The sequence below is a fragment of the Gilliamella sp. Pas-s95 genome, from assembly GCF_009795795.1.
Classification (GTDB): domain Bacteria; phylum Pseudomonadota; class Gammaproteobacteria; order Enterobacterales; family Orbaceae; genus Gilliamella; species Gilliamella bombicola.
Genome location: NZ_WTFC01000010.1, coordinates 26,964 through 52,521 on the forward strand (window position 1 = coordinate 26,964; position 25,558 = coordinate 52,521).

Genomic DNA, 25,558 nt, shown 5'->3' on the forward strand with positions numbered 1-25,558 from the left:
TAACTACTTTTAATTATTAAAACATGCTTCAATTTTTCATTAAAAATCGGTCAGAAAAGGTATTGATTTTATTAGAGTTTTTATTCTGTGGTTTTTAACCAAAAACCACCAGTAAAAGTCGTCCCCAGTAGCTCGCCAACGTAGGCTGACTCATCCTTTAACAAAACTTTACAAATTTTTAACAAAAAAGGTAGCGCATTATTGGTCAAGCGGTTATAATTTAATCGCTTTCAAAGCAAGGGAGTGCTCATTATTAGAGCAGTCATTTATAAAAAATCGAAATAAAACAAAAATTTACTTGACAGGATGATCGAAATGCGTTACCATTTATGGCATCTGGCATCTGGCATCTGGCCTGCCAAACCTACGCCCAAAATCTTTTTCAATTTCACCGTAGTCTAAATCAGACACAGTTCTTATTTTCATCACCGAGGTCATTTCGCGTAGCGAAATGGACGCCGTCATCGAGGTCTTTACTGGCGATGTTTTCGGCGGGTACTTCGGCAACATCCTTGGAAACATCGTCGGAAACTGCTTTGGTCAGGTCATCGGCCACATGTTCGGCAAAATTATCGTCGATATCCAAGTGGTTATTAAAGCCGCCATTGGTATTCAAACCGGCATTATGGTTTAGACCTTCATTGTTATCTAAATTGTTATCTAAATCGGCGTTGTTCTTCGCGTTGTTGTTCTTGTTGTCGTATTCACAGAGTTCTGTGGCATTAACGGCTTATACATCAAAGTATATCGTGGGTAGTCCACCATATTTAACATTCGACGGTGGTCAAACAAAGGCCACATCAACGGATAGTTTGTTGTCTATTCGGTTGCACAATGGTCGGGTTATCACGCCGTCTACTAATACATCAAGTGTATCAAATCCAATAGGATTGCCTTATGCAGGGAATACTTTGGATGATATAGATATGATGGTCCCATCATCGGTTAGTTCAGTGAGTATAAGTGATTTAATCACTCGATATAATTATTGGCGTGATGATGATGGTGATGGACAGGGTGCTAATGGTGTTACCGCATCGGGGAGTATATCGGTATCGTTTAGGGATAAGGATGGTAATACCGTTGGTCGTAGTGATGATTTAGATGTATGTAAGGCTCCTTATAGGGTAACATTAAGTAGTACAGGGGGATATTTACAGACCCGGTACGGAGTTCCTAATAGGACTAGTTTTAGTGGAGCTACGGTGGATTATTATATCAATCCGTATGACAGTAGTCCTCGTGTTTGTCACGCAAGGCCGAATTTGTTGTTGGGTGGTACAACTGGCATCGATTCTAATGATAACCCTCGCTACGCCGGCCCAGCTAACATATGGTCTCCTATAAAGGGTTTTTTAACTCAGTCAACTGATTCATCCTCTTACGACCGAAATTTTCCTACAACGGGTGCTGATGGGTTGTATTTTGACTTAGAGATGCCTGCAGGAGTGGATGGAAGTCAGTTAAGTTGGACAGTTAGCACAGTTGGTAGTCTAGGGGCAACGGTGAGTTGGAGACGGCCAAACCAAGGCACAGACAAAGATAATTGGATTAGAGATAAATCCAGTTATGTAACACGGGTAACGTTGCATGGTCCTAGGGCAAGTAGTTCTCAGATAAATTCAAGTAGTCCTAGTCGGCTTACTCCGTCGCTATCTTTGCCACAGAGATTTGAGTTGGTCGGTAGGGATGGTAGAGGTAATGAGGTGAGGTATGGATTTGTGTTAAAGCAGTGGTTCGTCCATCGGGGTAATAAAGGGGATACTCAGTCTAATCAAATATCTTGGTGTAGTCGTTTGGGTTATCGTGCGCCACAGGTTAAGGATTTAACCAATTCAAGAGGTTTCAATTTAGGCGCCTCACCTCGTTCATCTGGTGATCATTACATGCGTCATATAGGTTCTGGTTTTTTCACGGAGTGGGGCTTCATGGGCGGCTACGCTGATGCGGGCTTCGTCGGCTACTACTGGACGCGTAGCTCGGCAAGTAGTGGCCGTGGGTTCTCTGTCCGCTTGCCCTACGGTGATGTCAACAGCGACGTTGTTTCCCTTGGCGCCTATGCTGTTTGCACCGCACCTTAGCTTTTATTTCTTATTCCTTAATCCTTGGGCCGCGGGGGCGGTTATGGTGCCTGAGAGGACAATCTAACAAAGAATAACGCCCCCGCGTAAGTTGGGGCATTTCCTTAGGGTTGCGCTGTTGCGGTTTAAATTTGTGGTCTATTTATAGTACGGCAGGGTTTCGGACGTTTTGACCTTGGGTGAACAAAATAGCTATCGTGACCACGTCCGAGCAAAGGGAATTAAAGCGAATTCCCTTTGCAATCCCACGCTTTGGCTGCAGAATGTGGCCTGCGGCTGCCCTCCGCCGCCGCTCGGTCTTAACGCACCGTTTGTGGAAGCGCTCCCGGCGCACCACAAACTCGCCAAACGTCCTGTTTGGCGTGCTAACCTCGCTCTGTTGTCGGCACATTCTGACGCCGGAATAAGACAGACAGCATAATCTTAGGTGTTTTTTTTGTGAGTTGTTTTTGTATTAAAAAGCAATGTAATTTCATCCAAAAAGTGGTCAGAAAAGGTATTGATTTTATTGAAGTTTTTATTTTTCTGTTTTTAAGCTAAATCAATCACTTACACAACCTAAGCAAATCGCCGACATACAACAAATCAACAAAACCAAGAATAGCGCCCCAATAACAGCAAGTTAACCGCTCCAAACCCTTTTTTTAACGATAATTTAAAATTAAATAAAATCAATAAATTATAAAACACCTCAAAAAAAGGGTTTTCAAAGATGAAATTGTTGTTTATCTTTATACAGCAAGATTTATCAAATCTTAAGCTCTACCTTAACGCCGTATAGGCGGTTTAGAAAATGCGATGTTTAACTAAAGCCATATCAATGTTCCTTAACGCCGTATAGGCGGTTTAGAAAGGCATAAAGCTGCTCCCATTCTTGCAGTTGGGCCTTAACGCCGTATAGGCGGTTTAGAAACACCATTTATTAGTTTATTCTCTTGTAACGTTCCTTAACGCCGTATAGGCGGTTTAGAAACGTAGCTTTTTGTATTTGCTGTGACTTTATCACCTTAACGCCGTATAGGCGGTTTAGAAATCGCGGCCAACACTGAATGTAACGGTTTGCGTCCTTAACGCCGTATAGGCGGTTTAGAAAGAATAGAAAACCTGTTTTAGAATAAGCCACAGCCTTAACGCCGTATAGGCGGTTTAGAAATGCTGGCAATAAATATCGGGCTACATCTTCCGCCTTAACGCTGTGTAGGCGTTTAATCAAAATAAAATCAACGATATAACTATAAGAACATAATATCTTCCAAAAAAGGATGGTTATGTTATTTGTCCTATTCCGGCGTCAGAATGTGCCGACAACAGAGTGAGGTTAGCACGCCAAACAGGGATGTTTGGCGAGGCTATGCTTCGCCGGGAGCGAATCATAGCCGGTGCGTCAAGACCGAGCGGCGGCGTCGGGTAGCCGCAGGCCACATTCTGCAGCCAAAGCGTGGGTTGTTAGGGAATTCGCTTTAAATTCCCTAACTCGGACGTGGTCACTGTAACTATTTTATTCACCCAAGGTCAAAACGTCCGAAACCACCGCACCTAATTTATTCTATTCACCAAAACAAAAAGTCCTGATTTTCCGCCAAAAATCAGTCAGAAAAGGTATTGATTTTATTAAAGTTTTTTTTTGGGCTATTTTTTTACAAAAACCGCCTAATGAAAACACAACAACCCATCCCAAAAACGATGGTTATGTTATTTGCCCTATTCCGGCATCAGAATGAACTGACTGTTTTACGATTACGGGATTTAAGTAATGAGAATAAAAAAGACATGATAACTCCAAACGAATAAAATTGAGCATTTTATTCGTTTGGAGCTAACAGCACTATAAATTTATAATGTAGATAAATTCATGTTTATTTTTGCATTGCACGCGTTTAAATATTTTAAAATCGTTTTTATATTTGTGTTTAATGGTGCTCTCTCAATTCTGTTTATGTTAGATGGTGCAACATCTAAACGTTTTGCAAGCTCAGTTTGAGATAATTTTGCTGTTTCTCTTGCTGTTAACAACAATTCACGCAATTTCCACTCGTCCTCGGCTTCATCATATGCAGCCCTCGCGACAGGGTCAGCAAGCGCAATCTCTTTGATTTCACTAAATGTTGTGCTGTGTTTTTTACTCATTTTCAATCATCTCCAATAATCTTGTTCGTGCTATTTGTAGTGCGCCAGATGACGTTTTTTGTGTTTTTTTAACAAATGCATGTAAAATAAAAATTGTTTTTTCTTTTTGATATACATAAATAGTTCTAGCTATATTATTGCGCTCCAACGCTCTCAATTCAAACAACCCACCGCCCAAAGCTTTACTATGTGGCATTTGCATTTGTCCGAATAGCTCCAGTTTTTCAATCAATTTAATTGTTCGCCCCCTTAATTCTGCTGGTAACCCCAGAATTTCAGATTTCGCATCATCATGCGTTTTTATTGTGAACATTTAATCAATCCATTTTGTTATTTTTAATAATTGTATCAAATTCGATAAGAAACTCAATAAAACTGTTATTTATTTTAATAAAAATATCAAAATAAATCTTTTTATCAAAAAAGATGGTTATGTTGTTTGCCATATTCCGGCATCAGAATGTGCCGACAACAGAGCGAGGTCAGCACGCCAAACAGGGATGTTTGGCGAGTTTGTGCTGCGTCTGGAACGACAAATTTGTCTGGAACAAATTTGGACACCTGAGCATAGCGAAGATGGCCTCGAAGAGGCGAGTAGTGCCGCAGGCCACATTCTGCAGCCTTGCGTGGGGTTTTTAGGGGATTTCGCAAAAAATTCCCTAACTCGGACGTGGTCACTGTAGCTATTTTGTCCACCCAAGGTCAAAACGTCCGAAACCACCGCACCCAATTTATTCTATTCACCAAAACAAAAAAGCCTAATTTTCCGCCAAAAATCAGTCAGAAAAGGTATTGATTTTATTAAAGTTTTTATTTTTACTTTTTTAAATTAAAATCAACCACTTAAAAAATCTATCGATTTGTATTGATAACCCACTAACTGCTATTTTTTATTAATAGCTTGTCTACATCCCCCTTATTTAAATTAATTCACCAATAAACCACTTCCCTCGTTGTGAGGTCATTTACATTGTTTAATATTGCATCAATTATCGGCAGTTTAAAGACTATTTTATTGGTTTATGGTATGATTATCGTCAAATTCAACGACAATAAGTTATGGTGATTATGAGTTATCAAGTTCTGGCACGCAAATGGCGACCAAAATCATTTTCTGAAGTTGTGGGGCAGGAACATGTCCTTAAAATTTTGTCTAATGCGCTATCACTTGGTCGCGTTCATCATGCTTATTTATTTTCAGGAACGCGTGGCGTCGGTAAAACCTCAATTGCGCGTTTGTTAGCTAAAGGGCTTAATTGCGAAACTGGCATTACGGCAACGCCTTGCGGGGTTTGTGATAATTGTCGTGATATTGAGCAAGGGCGATTTGTTGATTTGCTCGAAATTGATGCCGCATCGCGTACCAAGGTCGAAGATACGCGTGAAATCCTTGATAATATTCAATACTTGCCAACCAAAGGGCGCTTTAAGGTCTATTTGATTGATGAAGTCCACATGTTGTCACGCAGTAGTTTTAATGCATTACTAAAAACTCTAGAAGAGCCACCCGAGCATGTTAAGTTCTTATTGGCGACAACGGATCCACAAAAATTGCCGATTACTATTTTGTCGCGTTGTTTGCATTTGCATTTAAATGTGCTTGATACAGCGCTAATCAGCAAACAATTAGCTCATATTTTACAGTTAGAAAAAATCAGTAGTGAACCTAAAGCGATTGGGATGTTAGCAAAAGCCGCTAATGGAAGTATGCGTGATGCACTGAGTTTGACCGATCAAGCCATCGCTCTTGGTAATGGTATGGTTGATGCTAATTCGGTGGCGGTTATGCTGGGTACGCTTGATAAATCAATTCCGTTTTCGTTTGTTGAGGCATTGCATCATGGTGATGGTAATGCACTAATGCAACAAATCGAAGCCGCTGCTATGCAGGGAGCGGATTGGGATACTTTGTTAGCCGAAACCATTACCTTGTTGCATCAAATTGCGTTATTACAAGTAGTGCCAACAGCATTAGGTGATTATACCGATAACGAAGACCGTATCCGTTTTTTAGCACAATATATGTCGCCGAATGATGTGCAGTTGTTTTATCAAATTTTGTTGATGGGTCGTAAAGAACTTGCTTTTGCTCCCGATAAAAAAATCGGTGTTGAAATGAGCTTTTTACGTGCTTTGGCTTTTATGCCTAAGGCGGTTGATGCTGTTACTTCCCCCGTTGCTGTTAGTCCTGTTTCTGTTCAAAGTAATACAAAGCCACAAGGGCAAATGCAGTCACAAACTCAGTATGCTGACCCTGTACCAACAACAAGAGCACCACATGTAGCTCAGACTGAGAATATCTCTGCTACTCACTCAGCGCAAACTACATCACCAGCCGTCAATACGCAACAATCAGATCTTAGTTCGCCTTTACCACAACAACCGCAAAATTCTTCGCAACCAGTGAGCGATACGTCGCCTGTTATAGCTCAAAAGGTTGAGCAAACGGCTAATATTAAATCAACCACTGACGATGTAGCGATTCCTGAAGATGTTTCGTCTGTGACTAAGAGTATTTTAGAAATGCGTATGCAGTTGATGAAAGAGGAACAAAAGCCAAAAAAGTCTAAAGCGGTTGGTGCGACTAGTGTTGCTCAACCCAAAACTCCAGTAGTCAGTGCATCACTTGAACGAATTAAACAAAACTCGGCAACTGTTGAGTCAGTCAATACTGATAACGATGAAGGTAGTTGTGAGAACGAGGAAGAAGAGATCACAGCCGAAAATTATCAATGGCAAGCCAGTGGCTTAATTGCTATGAAAGAAGAGGTTGTGGTTGATACAAAAGCTTTTCGCGAGTCACTTAATGGTGAAAAGACCCCCGAAATGACCAAAAAATTGATTGCCGAGATGGCTCAAAAGGATGCATGGTGTGCTGAAATCGAACAGTTGGATTTGTCGCCTTTGATTAAGCAAATTGTGGTTAACTCTGCTTTTGAGCAAGTAGATAATGGAACGATAGTGTTGCATATGCGATCGGCAGTTAAACACTTAATTAATTCGGCAGGGAATGTGATTAAAGTGAAAAAAGCACTTTGTAAATATCACAATCAAGAGCTTGATGTGAAGATTGTTATTGATGATGATCAAAATCGTAAGACGCCAATTGAAATGCGTGAAGAGTTGTATCAACAAAAACTAGCACAGGCAAAAATAACTATTGCCGAAGATCCAAAAGTGGCAACAATTTGCCGATATTTTGATGCCAAGATTGATGAAGCAAGTGTTCGTCCTGTATAATCGTGGCTATATTTTTTAACGAGGAATTATTATGTTTTCAGGTGGAAAAGGCGGTTTGGGTAATTTAATGAAACAAGCCCAACAAATGCAAGCAAAAATGCAACAAGCGCAAGAAGAGATCGCTAAATTAGAAGTGACTGGCGAGTCGGGCGCGGGTATGGTTAAAGTCACTATTAACGGTACGCATAGCTGTAAACGTGTTGAAATTGATCCATCACTATTAGCAGAAGACGATAAAGAGATGTTAGAAGATCTTATTGCCGCTGCTTATAACGATGCTGCTCGCCGTTTAGATGATGCACAAAAAGAAAGAATGGCGCAAGTGACTGGTGGCATGCAATTACCACCAGGTTTTAAAATGCCGTTTTAAGTTAACGCATTCATTTAGTTAGTTAACCCTTTTATATTGCCGAGTTTGTTAATCAACTCGGCAATGTTTTAGTTATGCCTGTCTATTTATACAGTTTTTCTTTATTATTTTTTTGCTATCAGGTAAACTACTTTAATCATTTGCTTAATTATTACGCTTTATTATTAAGGATATATTGTGATTGGTCGTTTACGTGGCACTATTATTGAAAAGCAACCTCCTAAAGTACTGATTGAAGTTGGTGGAGTCGGTTACAATGTGTTTATGCCGATGACCTGTTTTTATGAATTACCTGAAAACGGGAAGGAAGTTATTGTGTTAACTCATTTTGCTGTGCGTGAAGATGCTCAAGTGCTTTATGGGTTTAATCAAGAGCAGGAACGTGAGTTATTTCGTGAGCTAATTAAGGTTAATGGTGTTGGTCCCAAATTAGCATTAGCTATTTTGTCGGGTATGTCTGCATCGCAATTTATTAGTGCGGTTGAACAAGGCGAAATTAAAACCTTAGTTAAGTTGCCGGGCGTGGGTAATAAAACGGCTGAACGGCTAATCGTTGAAATGAAAGATCGTATTAAGCGTTTTGGAGAGCAATTATCAAGCACTAGTACAGTTGTTGATACAGGCAACGTTCTTAAATCAGCTAATCAAATTGAAGGCGAGGCAGTTTCTGCTTTAATTGCTTTAGGCTATAAACCGCAAGAAGCTAGCCGTATTATTAATAAAGTCATCAAGCCAGATATGGATAGCGAAACGTTGATTCGTGAAGCCTTGAAATCAGCATTATAAATAGGAATTTATTATGATTGAAGCGGATCGATTAATTGCCCCACAAGCACAAAAGGAAGAAGAGTCACTTGATCGTGCTATTCGCCCTAAATGTTTGGACGAATATATTGGCCAACCGCAAGTGCGGGAACAGATGAAGATTTTTATTCAAGCAGCTAAACAACGTAGTGATGCGCTCGATCATGTACTTATATTTGGCCCCCCAGGACTTGGTAAAACAACTTTAGCCAATATTGTGGCGAACGAAATGAATGTCAATTTACGCACCACTTCTGGTCCTGTTTTAGAAAAGGCCGGCGATTTAGCCGCTATGCTGACCAATTTAGAGCCTAACGATGTGCTGTTTATTGACGAAATTCACCGTCTTTCCCCTGTCGTTGAAGAAATTTTATACCCCGCAATGGAAGACTACCAATTAGATATTATGATTGGTGAAGGCCCTGCTGCACGTTCGATCAAAATCGATCTTCCTCCTTTTACCTTAATTGGCGCAACAACTCGCGCCGGATCGTTAACTTCGCCACTGCGTGATAGGTTTGGTATTGTGCAGCGCCTTGAGTTTTATCGAGTTGAGGATTTGGAATATATCGTTAGCCGTAGCGCTAAATTTTTAGGTATGGATTTGTCAGACGAAGGGGCACATTTAATTGCTAAACGTTCACGCGGTACACCACGAATTGCCAATCGTCTTTTGCGCCGTGTGCGCGATTATGCCGATGTAAAATCAAAAGGGGTTATCGACAAAAAAATTGCCACTCAAGCACTTGATATGCTTGATGTTGATAATGAAGGTTTTGATTATATGGATCGCAAATTGTTGCTGGCTATTATCGAAAAGTTCATGGGTGGTCCAGTTGGATTAGATAACATTGCCGCTGCCATTGGTGAAGAGCGCGAAACGATAGAAGATGTGCTCGAGCCGTTTTTAATTCAACAAGGTTATATTCAACGAACACCTCGTGGCAGAATCGCAACACCACATGCGTATCGCCATTTTGGCATTATTCAGGACAATTAGGTTAAGGGTGTGAGAGACTTTAGGTTTATAAAAAAAGCGTGACTATTGGATGAGTCACGTTTTTTTTATTTACTGATGTTATATTGCTAATTTTGACTTAACCGAGTTCTTTTTCGGTAAAAATGCCACTAAATAAATCGGTACTTAAATAACGTTCGCCAGAAGACGGCAATATAACCACAATAGTTTTATTGATATTTTCAGGTAATTTAGCTAAGCGATCCGCGGCAAAAACAGCAGCGCCCGATGATATCCCAGCTAATATGCCTTCTTTTTCCATCAATTCGCGTGCTGTTTCGATAGCGTCTTCGTTCGATACTTTTTCGACTATATCAATTAAACTTAAATCAAGATTTGTCGGAATAAAACCAGCTCCAATACCCTGAATTTTGTGCGGTCCTGGTTTGATAGGCTCGCCTGCTAGTGCTTGACTAATGACGGGTGAATTGGTCGGTTCAACGGCAACTGCGGTAATATTTTTGCCTTGTGTTTTTTTGATGTAACGCGTTACACCAGTGAATGTACCTCCTGTTCCGACACCAGCAATAAAAATATCGATTTGACCATCGGTATCTTGCCATATTTCAGGGCCAGTTGTTTTTTCGTGGATTTCTGGGTTAGCTGGATTGCTAAATTGTTGTAGCATAAGGTTTTTTTTAGGATCACTTGCCACAATTTCTTCGGCTTTTTCGATTGCGCCTTTCATCCCTTTAGCTGCTTCAGTTAAAATCAAATTTGCACCTAAGGCTTTTAGCAGTTTTCGGCGTTCAATGCTCATGCTTTCAGGCATGGTTAATGTTAATTTATAGCCACGAGCAGCAGTAACAGCCGCTAGTGCAATACCTGTATTACCGCTTGTTGGTTCGATTAATTCAACATCAGAGGTTAATAAACCGCGTTTTTCAGCATCCCAAATCATATTTGAAGCAATACGACATTTCACACTAAAACTAGGGTTGCGCGATTCGACTTTTGCTAATATGTTACCATGACCAAAATGTTTTAAACGAACCAGTGGCGTATGACCAATGGTTTGTGAATTATCATCAAATATTTTACTCATATTAGAATCCTTGTTAATTGCTATAAAGGAAATAGCATGACGTTGTTTTGCTAATAATACTTATTATAAATAGAACGAAAAAAGATGGTACTAATTAATAATTATAACAATATTCGTTTTGGTCATAAGCATAACTAATTATGCTTTTTATATAGTGCTTAATGGTACTTTTTACTTAATTTAAATTGTATTAAAATGTAGAAATTTAGTTATTTAGGCATAATTTAATGAGCGGATGGTTAAACCTGAAGAGCAATATCTAAACTTTCTTTAAATTCATCCATCAACATCATTTTCCATCTCTAATTCGAGCTTCTTAAGCGCTTGTTCACAACGGTAAATTCGGTTATCAAGTGCGGCTATTTTGCTTTGGTTGATGACGTCTTGCGATAGTTCTAGTTCGTATTTCATCTCTTGCAATCGGCGTAAATAATCTAAATGGCGCATATGTTTTTGGGCTAGGGTTTCTTCAATAATAGCTTTGGGTTCTTTTTGGCGCAAGTTGTGGGTCGCAAGTTCGCGCGTCAGAGCCGCCATTTGGTTGACTAATGTTTCTGATAAAAAAGTAATTTGTTCGACTCTTTCTAATTCAATATTAGCAACTAATGCGTGATACGTTTGTTTGATTTTTTCAAGGTAAAATGTTTTATCCGTTACAATTTTATTGGTATGAAAAAGTTGTTCGTCAAAATAAGGCTCTTTAAATTTCTGTTCGTTTGCCAAATGAACTTGTTGTTCTAATTGGTCAATTTGCTTTTGTAGTGTAGCGAGTAAATTTGCCATTGTTGTTAGTCTTTGTTATAAGGTGGAAGTATCATCATCTTGACCAAAATAATCGCCTAAGTGCAATTTTGCTAATGTTATGATTTTCATAAATGATTCAAATGTTAATGTGTTGGTTTCAGTACCGTTTTCGGCAATGATTTTTTTAGTAATTAATTTTCCTTTTAGTTGATTATAGCAGTCAACTAAGTTAAGTGGTAAGGGCGATAGGGCACGTTTACCTAACCAAAATATTCCTTGTAGTGGCAGGCTTAAAGTAAATAGTATCGTTATTGCCGTGACCGCAATTGGTGCCGGCATGTAATATTGCCAAACCAGCAAACTAACCACGATAGGAGGTAAGTATTTAGTTGCGGTTTTTATGTGTTTAATGATTTTTACTTCAGGAAATGAATGTGCTAGCTGTTTGTCTGTCGGGCAAAGCTTCATATACCTTTGCCCAGCTTTATATGTGTTTATTAGATTCATATTTTTGTGACTCCTCGACATTCACTTCTTATTATCTTAAAATAGTACTATTCAAATTAGGGACTCTTTTTATTCTATCTCAAAAAGTAAAATATCAGAAGTCACCTTAGCGTAGTCACATTGGTTTTTAAATCATGTGCTGAGTTACCAATTTTGATTGGTATATATGTTTTTATTCAATCTATAGGAATTACTATGTCATCAAGTAATAACGCTCTTGTTCTTAATTGCGGAAGTTCATCATTAAAATTTGCTATTATAAACCCTGAAAACGGTGATGAGTTTCTTTCTGGATTAGCCGAATGTTTTAACCTGCCTGATGCACGTATTAAGTGGAAACTTGATGGCGTTAAAGGTGAAGCATCTTTAGGTGCAGGTGCTGCACATAGTGAAGCAATTAAATTTATTGTTAATAGTATCTTCCCACAAAAACCAGAATTATTAGATAGTATTAAGTCTATTGGCCATCGTATTGTTCATGGTGGTGAAAAATATACTCAATCAGTGGTTATCGATGATTCAGTATTAAAAGGCATTGAAGATGCAGCAGCTTTTGCTCCATTACATAATCCAGCGCATTTAATCGGTATTCGTGAGGCGTTTGCTGCGTTTCCACACTTAAAAAACAAAAACGTGGCGGTATTTGATACAGCTTTCCATACTACAATGCCAAAAGAAGCATATTTATATGCGATTCCGAACGAATTATACACAAAACATGGTATCCGTCGTTATGGTGCACATGGTACAAGTCACTATTATGTAAGCCAACAAGCTGCTAAATTGTTAAATAAACCAGTTGAAGAAACTAATGTGATCACTTGTCACTTAGGCAATGGTGCATCTATCACTGCAGTTAAAAATGGTAAATGTGTTGAAACTTCAATGGGTCTAACACCACTTGAAGGTTTAGTCATGGGTACACGAAGTGGTGATATCGATCCTGCTATTATGTTCTTTTTACACGACAATTTAAAAATGTCTGTTGCGGATATTAATAACCTGTTAAATAAAAAATCAGGTTTATTAGGTTTAACGGGTGTAAGTAGTGACTGTCGTTATGTTACAGATCATTACGAAACAGATGAAAATGCTAAAAATGCTTTAGATGTATTTGTTCACCGTTTAGTTAAATATATTGGTGGTTATGCAATGCTTTTAGATGGTCGTTTAGATGCTATCATCTTTACTGGTGGTATTGGTGAAAACTCTGAAGAAGTTCGTCGTATGGCACTTAACAAATTAAGTATATTAGGTTTTGAACTTGATCAAGAGCGTAACTTAGCAGCTCGTTTTGGTAAAGGTGGCACAATCACTAAAGATGGTTCTGCTATTGCGATGGTCATTCCAACCAATGAAGAACTAGTCATCGCTCAAGATGCTGCGCGTCTAACTGCGTAATAAATATTTAAAACCGCCTAAATGGCGGTTTGTTTTTATACAATAAAGAATTAAGAGGTAACAATTATGTCTCGTACTATTATGCTCATTCCAACTGGTACCAATGTCGGGTTAACTGGTGTGAGTCTTGGTGTTATTCGAGCTATGGAGCGTCAAGGTATTAACTTAAACGTGTTCAAGCCAGTAGCACAACCTAGAGCCGGTGGTGATGCGCCAGACAATACGACCACATTAGTTAGTCATAACACTTCAATCCCAACACTAAAACCACTTAAAATGAGCCATGTTGAAAACCTATTAGGTTTAAATCAACAAGATGTGTTAATGGAAGAGATCGTAGCCCTTTATGCTGAAAACACGAAAGGTGCTGATGTTGTTTTGGTTGAAGGTATTGTGCCAACGTCTGATTATCCTTTTGCTAATGAACTCAATAATAATATCGCTAAAACTCTTGGTGCCGAAATTATTTTTGTGGTCAATATGGGCAAAGATACTCCAGAGCAACTTAGAGATCGTATTGAAATTGCTCGATCTAATTTTGGTGGCATTAAAAACGAAAAAATTGTTGGTGTGATTGTTAATAAGGTTAATGCACCGGTTGAAGAACAAAGCCTTGCTCGTCCTGATGTTGCTGAAATTTATCATACTCCTAAATTTGATAATAAAAAAATCACTATCGATGATTTAAATGCACATAGCCCATTGCCAGTACTTGGATGTATTCCTTGGAATATGGATTTAAGTGCTTGTCGTTCTATTGATATTGCTAAACATTTTGATGCAAAAATTATTAATGAAGGTGATATCAAAAATCGCCGCATTAAACATATCTCTTTCTGCTCACGCAGTGTGCCTAACATTATCAGTCATCTACAACCAAATGCTCTGTTAGTGACTTCTGCTGATCGCGCTGATGTATTAGTGACAATTAGTTTAGCTGCTATGAACGGTGTGGCTATTGGTGGTGTGCTTTTAACGGGTGGTTATGAAATAGACGAAAAAATCGCAAAATTATGCCAACCTGCTTTTGATACTGGTTTACCTGTATTTACAGTTAAAACTAACACTTTCCAAACGTCGATTAACTTACAACAATTCAATTTAGAAATCCCTGTTGATGATAAAGAACGTATGGAAAACACCCAAAATTATATGGCTGATCATATCGATGCTAAATGGGTTAAATCATTAAATGAAGTAGTGAATTCTGCACGTCGTCTGTCTCCTCCTGCATTCCGTTACCAATTAACTGAACTTGCACGTAATGCGAAAAAAGTAGTGGTATTACCAGAAGGTGATGAGCCAAGAACAGTTAAAGCAGCCGCAATTTGTGCTGAGCGAAATATCGCTAAATGCGTATTAATTGGTAATCCTGACGAAGTGCGTAAAGTTGCCGCTTCTCAAGGCGTGACTTTAGGTCAAGGTGTTGAAATTGTTGATCCTGAATTAATTCGTGAAAAATATGTGCCTCGTTTAGTTGAATTACGTAAAAATAAAGGTATGACAGAAGTGATTGCTCGTGAGCAATTAGCTGATAACGTAGTACTTGGTACAATGATGCTTGAAGCAAATGAAGTTGATGGTTTAGTTTCAGGTGCTGTGCATACAACGGCTAATACTATTCGTCCACCATTACAATTAATTAAAACTGCACCGGGTAGTTCACTTGTTTCATCAGTATTCTTTATGTTAATGCCTGATCAAGTGTATATTTATGGTGACTGTGCAATTAATCCAGATCCAAATGCGCAAGAATTGGCTGAAATTGCGATTCAATCAGCCGATACAGCAATCGCCTTTGGTATTGAACCACGCGTTGCGATGATCTCTTATTCAACAGGTAGTTCAGGTCAAGGTGCTGATGTTGAGAAAGTGAAAGAAGCAACTCGCATTGCTCAAGAAAAACGTCCAGATCTTATGATCGACGGTCCATTGCAATATGATGCTGCGGTAATGCCTGATGTAGCAAAATCGAAAGCACCAAATTCACAAGTAGCAGGTAAAGCAACAGTATTTATCTTCCCTGATCTTAATACGGGTAATACTACTTATAAAGCTGTACAACGTTCAGCTGATCTTGTTTCGATTGGTCCAATGCTACAAGGTATGCGTAAACCTGTGAATGATTTGTCTCGTGGTGCATTAGTTGATGATATTGTCTACACTATTGCATTAACCGCAATTCAATCAGCACAAGAACAAAACGCTGCAAAATAAATTTAGCAAAACGTTTTAACTATAGATAAAGGTGATGCAATATCACCTTTTTTTAATTAAATTTAGTCAAGTAATGAGTTTAAATGCTTGAGTTATAGCGATTGAGTTTTAATGTATTTTGTGCTAGAAATTGGTGATGAGTTCTTCAAAAACTTATTTTAAGTCAAGTCCAAGCATTCAAAGTTGATAAAAACAATAAATAATAAAAATTTATAAATGATTTTATCCCTCCATGTTGGTTTTTAATAGGGTTAATAACATTTTCATAAATTGTTCTTTATCGCCTTGTAATGTTGAAAAAAAATCTTTATCTATTTGTTCAACCAAAGGTACAGTTTCATTTGCTTTATTCAATCCTTTTTGGGTTAATTGAATGGATTTTGCTCGACTATCTTTAATTGAGCAAGAGCGCTTTATATAATCCTTTTTTTCTAAATTCTCTAATATTTGGGAAATTGTCATCACATCGATATTTGTTTTATTTGATAAAATAACTTGTGTTATTTCGTCTGGTTGCTGTGATAGATAAGCAAGCGTTGCAAGCACTATAAATTGAGGATGAGTGATAGACTGTTTTTTCAAGCAATTTTTGATATTCGTATGCCAAAACGAATAAGTTTTCATAAAAACAAAACCAATAGATTCAGCATCAGTTTTGAATTGAGTTAAAAACTTATTGTCCTTTGTCATAATTTACTCTTCAACTAAGCCATTTAATTTGTAAGTTTTATCAATAATATCATCTGAAATCTGTTTTATAAAATCATAGGATGCTTTAGTATTCATTTTTGAATCCGGTTTTAGAGAAATTTCTGATTTTAAAGCATATTGATTATGCGATATTTCAATAATTTGATGTGAGAAAAACAGCAAACCTATTTCAGGCATATCAAATTGTTCTGTAAATTCTTGCTCATCAATAATCTTTGATAAAGTCACTTCCATTTCCGGTATATTTTGTAATTTGAAAATACCTTTAGCCCCTGTTTTTAAGTCACCAAATATACGAAAGTCTTCAAGATCAGTTTCCCATAATTTTCTTAAATTAAGATCAGTATAGTATTGCCAAATTTGAGTTGGTTTAGCTTTGGTTGGTAATATGAAAGAAATTGAAATGGTATTCATAGCATCTCCTTTTAATAAGTTAACTTATTATAAGTGTACTTATTAATTAAGTACAGAGAATTCAATTTTATTAATAATATAAAATATTTATAATTGTTTTTAATTAATGCTCTCAATTTATTTGGTAAATGGTACAATATCAGCCTAATTTTGTATTAGTTCATAGTTTAGGAATAAAATTGATGAAAAAAGACATCCACCAACAGCGCATATTAATCCTCGATTTTGGTTCACAAGTTACTCAATTAATTGCTCGTAGAATTCGTGAAATTGGTGTGTACTGTGAACTTTGGCCGTGGGATGTATCAGAAGAAAAAATTAAACAATTTAATCCTAAAGGTATTATTTTATCAGGTGGTCCTGAAAGTACCACAGAAGCTAATAGCCCTCGTGCTCCCGAGTATGTCTTTAATGCCGGCGTACCTGTTTTGGGTATTTGTTATGGTATGCAAACTATGGCAATTCAAGTTGGTAAGGGCGGTCAAGTCACTGGCTCTAACCAACGTGAATTTGGTTATGCTAAAGTGGATCTTGTTGGATCGTCAAAATTAACTGATGGCATATTGGATAGTACAAGTGAACAAGGCATTAATCAACTTGATGTTTGGATGAGTCACGGTGACAAAGTAACAACCTTGCCTGACTGTTTTACTCTGATTGGTCGCACTGAAACTTGTCCATTTGCTATTATGGCTAATGACGAAAAACAATTTTATGGTGTTCAATTCCACCCAGAAGTGACTCACACTGTTAAAGGTTTCGAGTTGTTGCAACGTTTTGTGATTGATATCTGTCACTGCGAAAAACTTTGGACACCATCTTCAATCATTACTGATGCTATTGCGCGCATTAAAGAACAAGTTGGTAATGACAAAGTATTACTCGGTTTATCAGGTGGGGTGGACTCTTCAGTTACAGCACTGCTATTGCATCAAGCGATTGGTGATCAGTTAACTTGCGTATTTGTCGATCATGGGTTGTTACGCTTGAACGAAGCACAACAAGTTATGGATATGTTTGGTAATAAATTTGGCTTAAATATTATTGCAGTAAATGCCGAAGAGCGCTTTTTAGCTGCACTAAAAGGTGAAGCCGATCCTGAAGCAAAACGTAAAATTATCGGGCGTGAATTTGTTGCTGTATTTGATGAAGAAGCAGCAAAATTAAAAGATGTAAAATGGCTGGCTCAAGGCACTATTTATCCCGATGTTATTGAATCGGCTGCTGCTGATACCGGCAAAGCTCATGTAATTAAATCACACCATAATGTTGGTGGCTTACCCGAAGATATGAAAATGGGCTTAGTCGAACCTTTGCGAGAACTATTTAAAGACGAAGTGCGCAAAGTAGGCTTAGAACTTGGCTTACCTTACGATATGCTTTATCGTCACCCATTCCCAGGACCAGGCTTAGGCGTACGAGTACTTGGTGAAGTAAAAAAAGAGTATTGCGACTTATTACGCAAAGCTGATGCCATCTTTATTGAAGAGCTATATAAGGCAGACCTATACCACAAAGTTAGTCAAGCCTTTACCGTCTTTTTACCTGTACGTTCGGTTGGTGTCATGGGTGATGGCCGAAAATACGACTGGGTTGTTTCATTACGAGCGGTTGAAACTATTGACTTTATGACCGCTCATTGGGCTCATTTACCTTATGATTTTCTTGGTCGTGTATCCAATCGCATCATCAATGAAGTTAATGGAATTTCGCGAGTAGTTTATGACATAAGTGGAAAACCGCCAGCTACCATTGAGTGGGAGTGATTCCATTAAAAAATAGATATATTCTATAAAAAGCTTTGTTAATCAAAGCTTTTTATTTTTTATATTGGCTTCTTTGTTTTCTGAGATAAAAGTTCTCTATCTTGTTTTTTATAACGCCATAGCCATTTTCCACTGACTAATCGATGGTAAAAGAATAGGCTTCTGATTATCCAATCAATAAACATACCAAACCAAACACCTATCACACCAAATGAAAAATAAACCCCTAAAAGATATCCAACTACAATTCGGCACATCCACATGCTGCCTATTGCTATCCACATGGTATAGCTGGCATCTTTTGCGCCCTTAAAGCCGTATGGCAAAACAAACGAAGATGCCCAAAATGGGGTGAATAGAGCGTTAAACCATAGCAGGTGTTTGGCTATGTCAATAACTTCTTGATCGTTGGTGTATAGTGAGCTTAATAGTCCCGCAAAAGGTATTGATAAAAAAGCTAGAAGGCATAATAGGAAATTAGTTAAATGAAAGATAAATTTGAGTTGTCTGGTTGGTTGATATATTTGTCCCATACCTATGCGCTTACCGACGATGATCGTAGATGTGGCACCTAAAGTGCCTCCAGGCAAATTAAGTAAGCCTGCGATTGAAAACGCAATAAAGTTGGCGGCTATGGTTGATGTACCCATTCCTGCTACAAAGGTTTGGGTTAGTAGTTTGCCTATATTAAACATTACCGATTCAACACTTGCAGGTAAACCGATGCTTAATATATCAATAAGAATTTTTGCATTAAACGAATGAAAGTAGCTTCTAAGAGGGATAAAAAGTGCTCGACTTGGTTTGATCGTTAATACTAGTAATATAAAAAACATACCGCAATAACGTGATATAGTTAAGCCAATACCCGCACCAATAAATCCTAACCCTTGCCAATCAAATATACCGTAGATTAATACATAACTTATCGATAAATTTAAGATATTCATGATAATGTTTAAATACATGGGTAGTTTAGTATTTCCTGCCCCACGCAATGCACCGCAACCAATTAAAATAAAGGCTAGTGCTGGATAACCTAATACAGTTAATCTAAGAAAGGTTAATGACAATTCTTTAACATTGGCTTCGGCTTTACCTGCGATAATTTCAATTATCCAATATCCGGAAAATTCAATAAAAATAAATAATAAAATTGAGATAATAACGAGTAATGAAATGGATTGTCTAGCAGCAACAACGGCTTTTTTTCGGTTGTGACGCCCAAGACTAAAGGCAACAACTACCGACGTTCCAAGCGCCACAGCCATAAAAAATGACATGATAATCATATTAAAGCTTTCAGCTAGACCTACGGCAGCCATCTCGGCTTTGCCTATCCAGCTAACTAAAAATGTACTAAAAATACCCATTAATATAACTGACAGGTTTTCAATGAGTATAGGAATGGCTAAAGGGTAAATTTCTCGCCATAAGAGTACATTATTTGAATGTCTTTTTTTATATATTTGAAATTCTTTTAAGCGACTAATAATTTCAACATTCAATTTAAGGCCTAAATTTATACATTAAAATATGCTGTTTATTATAACGCTATTATTTAACAGAAATAAATTTATGCTTAAAAAAATACATTTGGAATTGGTTGATAAATAATTTAATGTTGGTCTTTTAAATATTAATAATTCAAAATTAACTAAAAATAAATATTTTTTTTAAATTGCTAACACATATAACGCTATATTTTATTGCGTAATTTCATATTTGGCTTTATATTATTGCCAATAATCTTATTCTCGTTCTATTCTAATCATTTATAAATATAATTTATGCATAAAAAACGTCTTTCTTTGATTATAGCGATCATTGCTGTTATTGCTTTGGTTATCATTATATATCTTGCTAATCAACCTAGTACGATTATATTACAAGGTGAGGTTGAATCTAACCGTGTCGATGTCGCTGCCAGAGTGCAAGGTCGAGTAATTCAGTTTAATTATGATGTCGGCGATGATGTTAAACAAGGCGATACTCTTCTTACCCTTTCAAGTCCAGCATTATTAGCTCAACTAACAACCGCAGAAGCACAGTTAAAAGTAGCAATGGCGAGCCGTGATAATACTTATAGTACTAGGCCAGAAACCATTGATGTACAAAAGGCGCAGTTAGATAAAGCAAAGTCTGATTTAGTTTTAGCACAAACAAGCTATGAACGAATTGATCGCTTAGCTAAAAATGGAACGGTTTCAAAACAGAGTTATGATGAATCTTTCAATCAATATCAAGCGGCAATTAAAGCTCATGAAGCAGCTAAAGCTAATTTAGAATTAGCCGAAAATGGTAGTAGTATAGAACAGAAAAAATTAGCTGATGCACAGGTAGAACAGTCTGAAGCCGCTTTATCTCAGGTAAAAGCGGATGTAAATGAATTGACTTTAGTTTCCCCTATTAGTGGTCAAATTACGACTCGTGTTGCCGAAACAGGGCAATTGTATAGTCCAGGAACGCCACTTTATTCTATTATTGATTTAAATGATATTTGGTTTACCTTTAATATTCGTGAAGATTTACTGGGAAATCTTAAAGTCGGTGATACGTTTCAAGTAAAGGTACCAGCATTAAATAACCAAATTATTGATGTTAAAGTCACTGTATTAAATGCATTAGGTCAATATGCTAATTGGCAAGCGACTAAAGCAACAGGAGATTTTGATCTGAAAACTTTTGAAATGCGTGCTAAACCGATCAATAAAGTATCTGGTCTTCGTCCGGGAATGAGTGTCACAACAAAATGGCAATCTCATTAAAATAATCACTCAGGTGGCGATTTTACACAAAAGGAAACGGCATTGATGTCTAATTCGCTATTAAAAGTGATTAGGTGGGAACTGAGTAAATTAATAAAACAACGTTTTTTGTTTTTACTGGTTTTCATCTATCCTTTATTATTTATTTTTTTATTTTTTTACATGTACCATGCTGGCATTATTACTCAGGTACCTATCGCTGTTGTTGATCAAGATACAACTAAATCATCACGTTTACTGATCCAACAAGTTGCCGCTTCACCGCAGTTACAAGTAGCTAAACGTTATCAAGATCTTTCTTCTGCTAAACATGCTTTGATTAAGGGAGATGTTTATGCAGTACTTTTTATTCAGCCTGAGTTTGAAAAAGACCTTATAGCTGGTCATCAACCAGAAGTTGTGGCTTTTTATAATAATCAATATATGTCTGCTGGTACGATTATTTTCCGAGCTATGAGTTCTGCATTGAAAATGGCAAATAGCCAAATAGTCTTGCAAGGCTTGTTAGAAAAGGGGATTGCGGCACCTGTGGCGGAAAGCCAAATGCAAACTGTACCAACAAGTTTACATCCACTATATAATCCAACCTTAAATTATCTATATACCTTAATTAGCGGTATCATTCCCACTATTTTGCAAATAATTATTATGATGGCAATGGTAACAAGTATTACTCGTGACCGCTTTGATGTAACAAGTTATCAAAAAACGTTTCAATTGGCTAATCATAATATTTTAATTTTTCTATCGGGACGTATTCTTCCTTATTTTTGCTATTTTTTATTTTGCCTCAGTTTATTTGATATTATTTTAATCACTTATTTTCATTTACCACTAAATGGGCATTTTGTATTGCTTCTACTTGGAGGAATGGGGTTTATTTTAACTTCATGCTTATATGGTGTTTTCTTCGGTTTAACAGGTTCAACACTAGCACAAGCTTATGGTAGTGCAAGCTTAGTTGCATCTCCATGTTTTGGATTTACAGGGCTTATTTTCCCTCGTCTCGCAATGAATACTTTTGCTTATATTTGGGGAGCTTTATTACCCGTGACGTGGTATATAGAGATTCGTTTAGATCAAACATTAAGAGCACCAAGTATAATAACTTCATTAGAACCATTTGTTTATTTATTGATCCAATTGAGCGTTGTTGTCACGCTTATTACTCTCCATTTACGAAAAATCCGTAGGCGGTTAATATGATTAAATCTTTACTATTAATTTCCTATGATGAATTAAAACGTATTTTCCAAACTAAAGCGATAGTTAGTGTTATGTTTGTGGGGATTTTTATCTATTTTTTCTTTTATCCACAACCTTACTTAAATGAAGCGATACGAGATGTGCCCATTGCCGTTATTGACCAAGATAATTCCAACTATAGTCGAGAGCTAATAAGGCAAATGGATGCCAATAAATCGATTAAAATAGATTTGCATATTGCGGATTTACAAACTGCTAAAAAGCAGATTGAAGAACGTAAAATATATGGTGCAATACTAGTACCTTATCGTTTTCAGCAACATATTTTAGAGGGGAAAACGAGCCCCGTTTTGTATTATGGTGATGCTAGCTATATTTTGATTTATAGTAATGTTGCAACCGCTATTAATACTGTTGCTAGTAATTTTGGCGCTAATATTTCAATTTCTCGAAAGATAGCTCAAGGTGTTGATCCTGCAGTAGCGACTAATAATGTTTCACCGTTTAATTCTCAGTTGATTAGCTTATTTAATCCTCAATCTGGCTATGCAACTTATATTATTCCTGCTGCTTTTATTTTGATCTTATATCAAACATTACTTATTGGCAGTATTTTATGTCGTCTATTTAGCAAAAACTCTAATTTTGAACGAGACTTTATTAAAAAACAAAATAACGCCTCATCTTCAGCATTATTACTGCTTTCGGGTAAATTATTGACCTATTTAGTACTCTATTTAATCTATTTTATTATTTATACCGTATTTGCTAATTATTGGTATGAGTTACCACGACTAAGTCATCTTTCAGTTTCGTTATCATTTATTATTCCTTTTATTTTTTCTACGGCGTTGTTAGGTAAAGTGATATCACATGTTGTCCATACGGTCAGTGATGTGTTTTGTTTAATTATACCGACAAGTATGGTTATATTTTTTGTTACAGGACTATCTTGGCCAAAAGAATTAATGCCGCCTTTGTTCCACTTGATCGGCGATATATTTCCAGCCGTACCAGCTATAGTAGGTTCAGTAAAAATAAATCAAATGGGGGCAAGTTTTGCTGAATTTAGCGCACAATATTGGCATTTATGGATATTAACCATTGTTTATTTTTGTATCGCATTCATGTTAGAAAAACGTTGCATTCAAAAGGTAATGTCTGCATATATTAGAGAAGAAAAAAATTAAAATTACTGTGTTTAAATCAAAATAAAAACACAGCGTTGATTGAGTACTTTCTAAGTTTTGTATCGATTTGCGCGGTGCTTTTTTTTATAAATTTATCATTTCAACTTTATGACGATAAACTAATTTCTTAAATTAAGTTTTGATAATTAACTATAAATATAAAAATTTAACGCTCACCTTGAAGGGTTATGTATATCATTATATTATAGCCAGCCATAAAGGCTTTATTCACTAAAATAACAAATAAATGAGTCCTCATGTTAATTAATGCTAAAACTATTCTTGATAAATTAAATCCACATAATAAAGTTAATTACGATTCTGTTCTAAAAGAAGTCATTGCTGATTGGCAATCGGGAGAGGTTAGACCTAAGCTACTGATTCATAGCTGTTGTGCACCGTGTAGTACTTATGTTTTAGAATATTTGGCGCAGTATGCCGATATTACAATCTATTTTGCTAACTCTAATATTCATCCGCGTGTTGAGTACGAATATCGTAGCGTAGTGCAACAAAAGTTTATTGCTGATTTTAATGAAAAAACGGGTAATAACGTTCAGTTTTTAGAAGCTCCTTATCAGCCTGCAGAATTTATTAAACAAGTCGAACATTTGCGTGATGCGCCGGAAGGTGGTGAGCGTTGTCATCTTTGTTATAAAATGCGCTTGGATTTAGCTGCAATTAAAGCTCAAGAGCTGGGTTTTGATTATTTTGCTAGTGCATTAACCCTTAGTCCTAAAAAAAATAGCCAAAAAATTAATGAATTGGGGTTTGAAATCCAAGAAATCTTCTCGGTCAATTACCTTCCTTCTGATTTTAAAAAAAATAATGGTTATAAACGTTCTATCGAACTTTGCAAAGAGTACGATGTTTATCGTCAATGTTATTGTGGCTGTATTTTTGCAGCGAAAGCACAAGGTGTTGATTTAAAAAATGTGATTACAATTGCTAAGCAAGGTTTAGCCAAAAGTAGTCTTTAAACGATTAACATATTTAATCTGGTAATATATACTCAAAAGTATATATTACCTAAAAACCGCATGTCATTGTGTTGATCTTGCTGATGCGATATAAAGGTCCAGAACAGCGTGTGATTTAATAATATTGCTGTACTTTGTTTATATATACTAAAGTTCATAGAAGTTGAACCAATATTTTGTTACAAAATGGTAGTTAGAAGCACCAGCTAGCAGTTTTCATAAGCTATTTATATTTTATGCTTTCTTATTTAAACAATATACAATTACTGTGCATTGTTTAATTCTTATAAAATGATATAGTTAGATTATTTTTCAAATTTAATTATAGCAGTCGGTTTGACGACAGGAATGTAGATGTTATCAATTTATCAATTAAAACCCAAATTTCAATCATTACTCCGTCCATATACAGATCGTCTTTATAAATCCAATATTACAGCTAATCAAGTAACCTTAGTTGCTTGTTTGGGCTCTGTTGTGATTGCTTTTATCGTCGGACTGTTGGCATCATATCAATGGATTTTTTGCTTGATTCCTTTATGGATGTTTATTCGTATGGCACTTAATGCTATTGATGGAATGTTGGCCCGAGAATACAACCAAAAATCAAACTTAGGCGCTTATTTGAATGAAATTTGTGATGTGATTTCTGACTGTGCATTGTTACTTATTTTTACGCAACTAGTTGATGTAAATATTTATTTAGTTATTCTTGTAGTTCTGCTGTCGTTTCTAACGGAATATAGTGGTATTTTAGGTGTGATGATTGGTGCATCAAGACGATATGATGGGCCAATGGGGAAAAGTGATCGTGCGCTTATTTTGGGAATGATAAGTTTAGGTATTGCAACTTATCTATTACCTTTAAGTTGGATCAATGCACTGCTATGGATTATCAGTTTTTTACTTATGTATACAGTTATTAACCGAGTTCGAAAAGGTATGCAAGAAGCAAACAAATAACAAGGA

Annotated in this window: 21 protein-coding genes and 1 CRISPR repeat array; of the genes, 13 read left to right on the forward strand and 8 right to left on the reverse strand. The window is 36.8% G+C overall.

Annotation, left to right across the window (positions count from 1 at the left end):
• Positions 1-329 precede the first annotated feature (329 nt).
• On the forward strand, positions 330-2,081 hold the full coding sequence (locus GQ598_RS04050) for a hypothetical protein (protein ID WP_160402466.1): 1,752 nt from the start codon (positions 330-332) through the stop codon (positions 2,079-2,081).
• 765 nt (positions 2,082-2,846) lie between these two features.
• A CRISPR array of direct repeats spans positions 2,847-3,294; the repeat unit is 28 nt; unit sequence CCTTAACGCCGTATAGGCGGTTTAGAAA.
• A gap of 620 nt (positions 3,295-3,914) precedes the next feature.
• Here the strand turns inward: GQ598_RS04050 and GQ598_RS04055 are convergent.
• Both GQ598_RS04055 and GQ598_RS04060 read right to left on the reverse strand, forming a co-directional pair.
• Complete coding sequence (locus GQ598_RS04055; RefSeq protein WP_091346636.1) at positions 3,915-4,208, reverse strand: helix-turn-helix transcriptional regulator; 294 nt, start codon at positions 4,206-4,208, stop codon at positions 3,915-3,917.
• Positions 4,201-4,521 (reverse strand): type II toxin-antitoxin system RelE/ParE family toxin, encoded by a 321-nt coding sequence (locus tag GQ598_RS04060; protein WP_091346637.1) that lies wholly within the window; start codon positions 4,519-4,521, stop codon positions 4,201-4,203. Before GQ598_RS04060 ends, GQ598_RS04055 begins: the two co-directional genes overlap by 8 nt.
• Positions 4,522-5,276: 755 nt before the next feature.
• Between GQ598_RS04060 and dnaX the strand changes: the two genes are divergently transcribed.
• From dnaX to ruvB, 4 genes are all read left to right on the forward strand, one after another.
• Entirely contained in the window at positions 5,277-7,448 is a 2,172-nt protein-coding gene (gene dnaX / locus GQ598_RS04065) for a DNA polymerase III subunit gamma/tau (protein WP_160402467.1), read from the forward strand.
• 31 nt (positions 7,449-7,479) lie between these two features.
• On the forward strand, positions 7,480-7,818 hold the full coding sequence (locus tag GQ598_RS04070; protein WP_091347193.1) for a YbaB/EbfC family nucleoid-associated protein: 339 nt from the start codon (positions 7,480-7,482) through the stop codon (positions 7,816-7,818).
• Positions 7,819-7,995: 177 nt separating this feature from the next.
• The gene (ruvA, locus tag GQ598_RS04075) at positions 7,996-8,604 is read left to right on the forward strand and encodes a Holliday junction branch migration protein RuvA (protein ID WP_160402468.1); all 609 of its coding nucleotides are present in this window, start codon (positions 7,996-7,998) and stop codon (positions 8,602-8,604) included.
• 13 nt (positions 8,605-8,617) lie between these two features.
• Positions 8,618-9,622, forward strand: coding sequence for a Holliday junction branch migration DNA helicase RuvB (ruvB, locus tag GQ598_RS04080; RefSeq protein WP_091347189.1), 1,005 nt, complete (start codon positions 8,618-8,620; stop codon positions 9,620-9,622).
• A 97-nt stretch (positions 9,623-9,719) separates the two neighbouring features.
• Here the strand turns inward: ruvB and cysK are convergent, their stop codons facing one another.
• From cysK to yfbV, 3 genes are all read right to left on the reverse strand, one after another.
• The gene (gene cysK / locus GQ598_RS04085) at positions 9,720-10,685 is read right to left on the reverse strand and encodes a cysteine synthase A (RefSeq protein WP_160402469.1); all 966 of its coding nucleotides are present in this window, start codon (positions 10,683-10,685) and stop codon (positions 9,720-9,722) included.
• Between the two features lie 276 nt (positions 10,686-10,961).
• Positions 10,962-11,468: a primosomal replication protein PriC gene (gene priC, locus GQ598_RS04090; protein ID WP_160402470.1), complete on the reverse strand. Its 507-nt coding sequence runs from the start codon at positions 11,466-11,468 to the stop codon at positions 10,962-10,964.
• Positions 11,469-11,483: 15 nt separating this feature from the next.
• Positions 11,484-11,936, reverse strand: a complete 453-nt coding sequence (gene yfbV, locus GQ598_RS04095; RefSeq protein ID WP_160402471.1) for a terminus macrodomain insulation protein YfbV — start codon at positions 11,934-11,936, stop codon at positions 11,484-11,486.
• A 195-nt stretch (positions 11,937-12,131) separates the two neighbouring features.
• Between yfbV and GQ598_RS04100 the strand changes: the two genes are divergently transcribed.
• Positions 12,132-13,337: an acetate kinase gene (locus GQ598_RS04100; protein WP_160402472.1), complete on the forward strand. Its 1,206-nt coding sequence runs from the start codon at positions 12,132-12,134 to the stop codon at positions 13,335-13,337.
• 66 nt (positions 13,338-13,403) lie between these two features.
• A complete protein-coding gene (gene pta, locus GQ598_RS04105; protein WP_160402473.1) occupies positions 13,404-15,554 on the forward strand; it encodes a phosphate acetyltransferase in 2,151 nt (716 codons plus the stop codon).
• Positions 15,555-15,776: 222 nt separating this feature from the next.
• Here pta and GQ598_RS04110 read toward each other — a convergent pair whose 3' ends face one another.
• Together GQ598_RS04110 and GQ598_RS04115 are read right to left on the reverse strand one after the other, a co-directional pair.
• Positions 15,777-16,244, reverse strand: a complete 468-nt coding sequence (locus GQ598_RS04110; protein ID WP_160402474.1) for a MarR family winged helix-turn-helix transcriptional regulator — start codon at positions 16,242-16,244, stop codon at positions 15,777-15,779.
• A 3-nt stretch (positions 16,245-16,247) separates the two neighbouring features.
• Positions 16,248-16,679: a hypothetical protein gene (locus GQ598_RS04115; RefSeq protein WP_160402475.1), complete on the reverse strand. Its 432-nt coding sequence runs from the start codon at positions 16,677-16,679 to the stop codon at positions 16,248-16,250.
• A gap of 182 nt (positions 16,680-16,861) precedes the next feature.
• On the opposite strand from GQ598_RS04115, the gene guaA reads away from it, so the two are divergent.
• Positions 16,862-18,445: a glutamine-hydrolyzing GMP synthase gene (gene guaA / locus GQ598_RS04120; protein WP_160402476.1), complete on the forward strand. Its 1,584-nt coding sequence runs from the start codon at positions 16,862-16,864 to the stop codon at positions 18,443-18,445.
• A gap of 59 nt (positions 18,446-18,504) precedes the next feature.
• Here guaA and GQ598_RS04125 read toward each other — a convergent pair whose 3' ends face one another.
• Positions 18,505-19,938: an EmmdR/YeeO family multidrug/toxin efflux MATE transporter gene (locus tag GQ598_RS04125; RefSeq protein ID WP_160402498.1), complete on the reverse strand. Its 1,434-nt coding sequence runs from the start codon at positions 19,936-19,938 to the stop codon at positions 18,505-18,507.
• Between the two features lie 297 nt (positions 19,939-20,235).
• Here GQ598_RS04125 and GQ598_RS04130 point away from each other — a divergent pair, with 297 nt between their 5' ends.
• The 5 genes from GQ598_RS04130 to GQ598_RS04150 all read left to right on the forward strand — a co-directional run bounded on the left by GQ598_RS04130 (position 20,236) and on the right by GQ598_RS04150 (position 25,552).
• The gene (locus GQ598_RS04130) at positions 20,236-21,213 is read left to right on the forward strand and encodes an HlyD family secretion protein (RefSeq protein ID WP_091347174.1); all 978 of its coding nucleotides are present in this window, start codon (positions 20,236-20,238) and stop codon (positions 21,211-21,213) included.
• A gap of 45 nt (positions 21,214-21,258) precedes the next feature.
• A complete protein-coding gene (locus GQ598_RS04135; RefSeq protein WP_160402477.1) occupies positions 21,259-22,419 on the forward strand; it encodes an ABC transporter permease in 1,161 nt (386 codons plus the stop codon).
• Positions 22,416-23,609 carry an ABC transporter permease gene (locus GQ598_RS04140; protein WP_160402478.1) on the forward strand — a complete coding sequence of 398 codons (1,194 nt, stop codon included), beginning with the start codon at positions 22,416-22,418 and terminating at the stop codon, positions 23,607-23,609. The genes GQ598_RS04135 and GQ598_RS04140 overlap by 4 nt, the downstream gene beginning before the upstream one ends.
• A 257-nt stretch (positions 23,610-23,866) precedes the next feature.
• On the forward strand, positions 23,867-24,589 hold the full coding sequence (locus GQ598_RS04145) for an epoxyqueuosine reductase QueH (protein WP_091347169.1): 723 nt from the start codon (positions 23,867-23,869) through the stop codon (positions 24,587-24,589).
• A 354-nt stretch (positions 24,590-24,943) separates the two neighbouring features.
• Positions 24,944-25,552, forward strand: coding sequence for a CDP-alcohol phosphatidyltransferase family protein (locus tag GQ598_RS04150; protein WP_160402479.1), 609 nt, complete (start codon positions 24,944-24,946; stop codon positions 25,550-25,552).
• The last annotated feature ends 6 nt before the right edge of the window (positions 25,553-25,558 follow it).

What these genes read in the sequence shown, in the direction of transcription:
- GQ598_RS04050 (WP_160402466.1), top strand. Translation starts at nt 330, where the DNA reads ATGGCATCTGGCATCTGGCATCTGGCCTGCCAAACCTACGCCCAAAAT.
- GQ598_RS04055 (WP_091346636.1), bottom strand. Translation starts at nt 4,208, where the DNA reads ATGAGTAAAAAACACAGCACAACATTTAGTGAAATCAAAGAGATTGCG.
- GQ598_RS04060 (WP_091346637.1), bottom strand. Translation starts at nt 4,521, where the DNA reads ATGTTCACAATAAAAACGCATGATGATGCGAAATCTGAAATTCTGGGG.
- dnaX (WP_160402467.1), top strand. Translation starts at nt 5,277, where the DNA reads ATGAGTTATCAAGTTCTGGCACGCAAATGGCGACCAAAATCATTTTCT.
- GQ598_RS04070 (WP_091347193.1), top strand. Translation starts at nt 7,480, where the DNA reads ATGTTTTCAGGTGGAAAAGGCGGTTTGGGTAATTTAATGAAACAAGCC.
- ruvB (WP_091347189.1), top strand. Translation starts at nt 8,618, where the DNA reads ATGATTGAAGCGGATCGATTAATTGCCCCACAAGCACAAAAGGAAGAA.
- cysK (WP_160402469.1), bottom strand. Translation starts at nt 10,685, where the DNA reads ATGAGTAAAATATTTGATGATAATTCACAAACCATTGGTCATACGCCA.
- priC (WP_160402470.1), bottom strand. Translation starts at nt 11,468, where the DNA reads ATGGCAAATTTACTCGCTACACTACAAAAGCAAATTGACCAATTAGAA.
- yfbV (WP_160402471.1), bottom strand. Translation starts at nt 11,936, where the DNA reads ATGAATCTAATAAACACATATAAAGCTGGGCAAAGGTATATGAAGCTT.
- GQ598_RS04100 (WP_160402472.1), top strand. Translation starts at nt 12,132, where the DNA reads ATGTCATCAAGTAATAACGCTCTTGTTCTTAATTGCGGAAGTTCATCA.
- pta (WP_160402473.1), top strand. Translation starts at nt 13,404, where the DNA reads ATGTCTCGTACTATTATGCTCATTCCAACTGGTACCAATGTCGGGTTA.
- GQ598_RS04110 (WP_160402474.1), bottom strand. Translation starts at nt 16,244, where the DNA reads ATGACAAAGGACAATAAGTTTTTAACTCAATTCAAAACTGATGCTGAA.
- GQ598_RS04115 (WP_160402475.1), bottom strand. Translation starts at nt 16,679, where the DNA reads ATGAATACCATTTCAATTTCTTTCATATTACCAACCAAAGCTAAACCA.
- guaA (WP_160402476.1), top strand. Translation starts at nt 16,862, where the DNA reads ATGAAAAAAGACATCCACCAACAGCGCATATTAATCCTCGATTTTGGT.
- GQ598_RS04130 (WP_091347174.1), top strand. Translation starts at nt 20,236, where the DNA reads ATGCATAAAAAACGTCTTTCTTTGATTATAGCGATCATTGCTGTTATT.
- GQ598_RS04135 (WP_160402477.1), top strand. Translation starts at nt 21,259, where the DNA reads ATGTCTAATTCGCTATTAAAAGTGATTAGGTGGGAACTGAGTAAATTA.
- GQ598_RS04140 (WP_160402478.1), top strand. Translation starts at nt 22,416, where the DNA reads ATGATTAAATCTTTACTATTAATTTCCTATGATGAATTAAAACGTATT.
- GQ598_RS04145 (WP_091347169.1), top strand. Translation starts at nt 23,867, where the DNA reads ATGTTAATTAATGCTAAAACTATTCTTGATAAATTAAATCCACATAAT.
- GQ598_RS04150 (WP_160402479.1), top strand. Translation starts at nt 24,944, where the DNA reads ATGTTATCAATTTATCAATTAAAACCCAAATTTCAATCATTACTCCGT.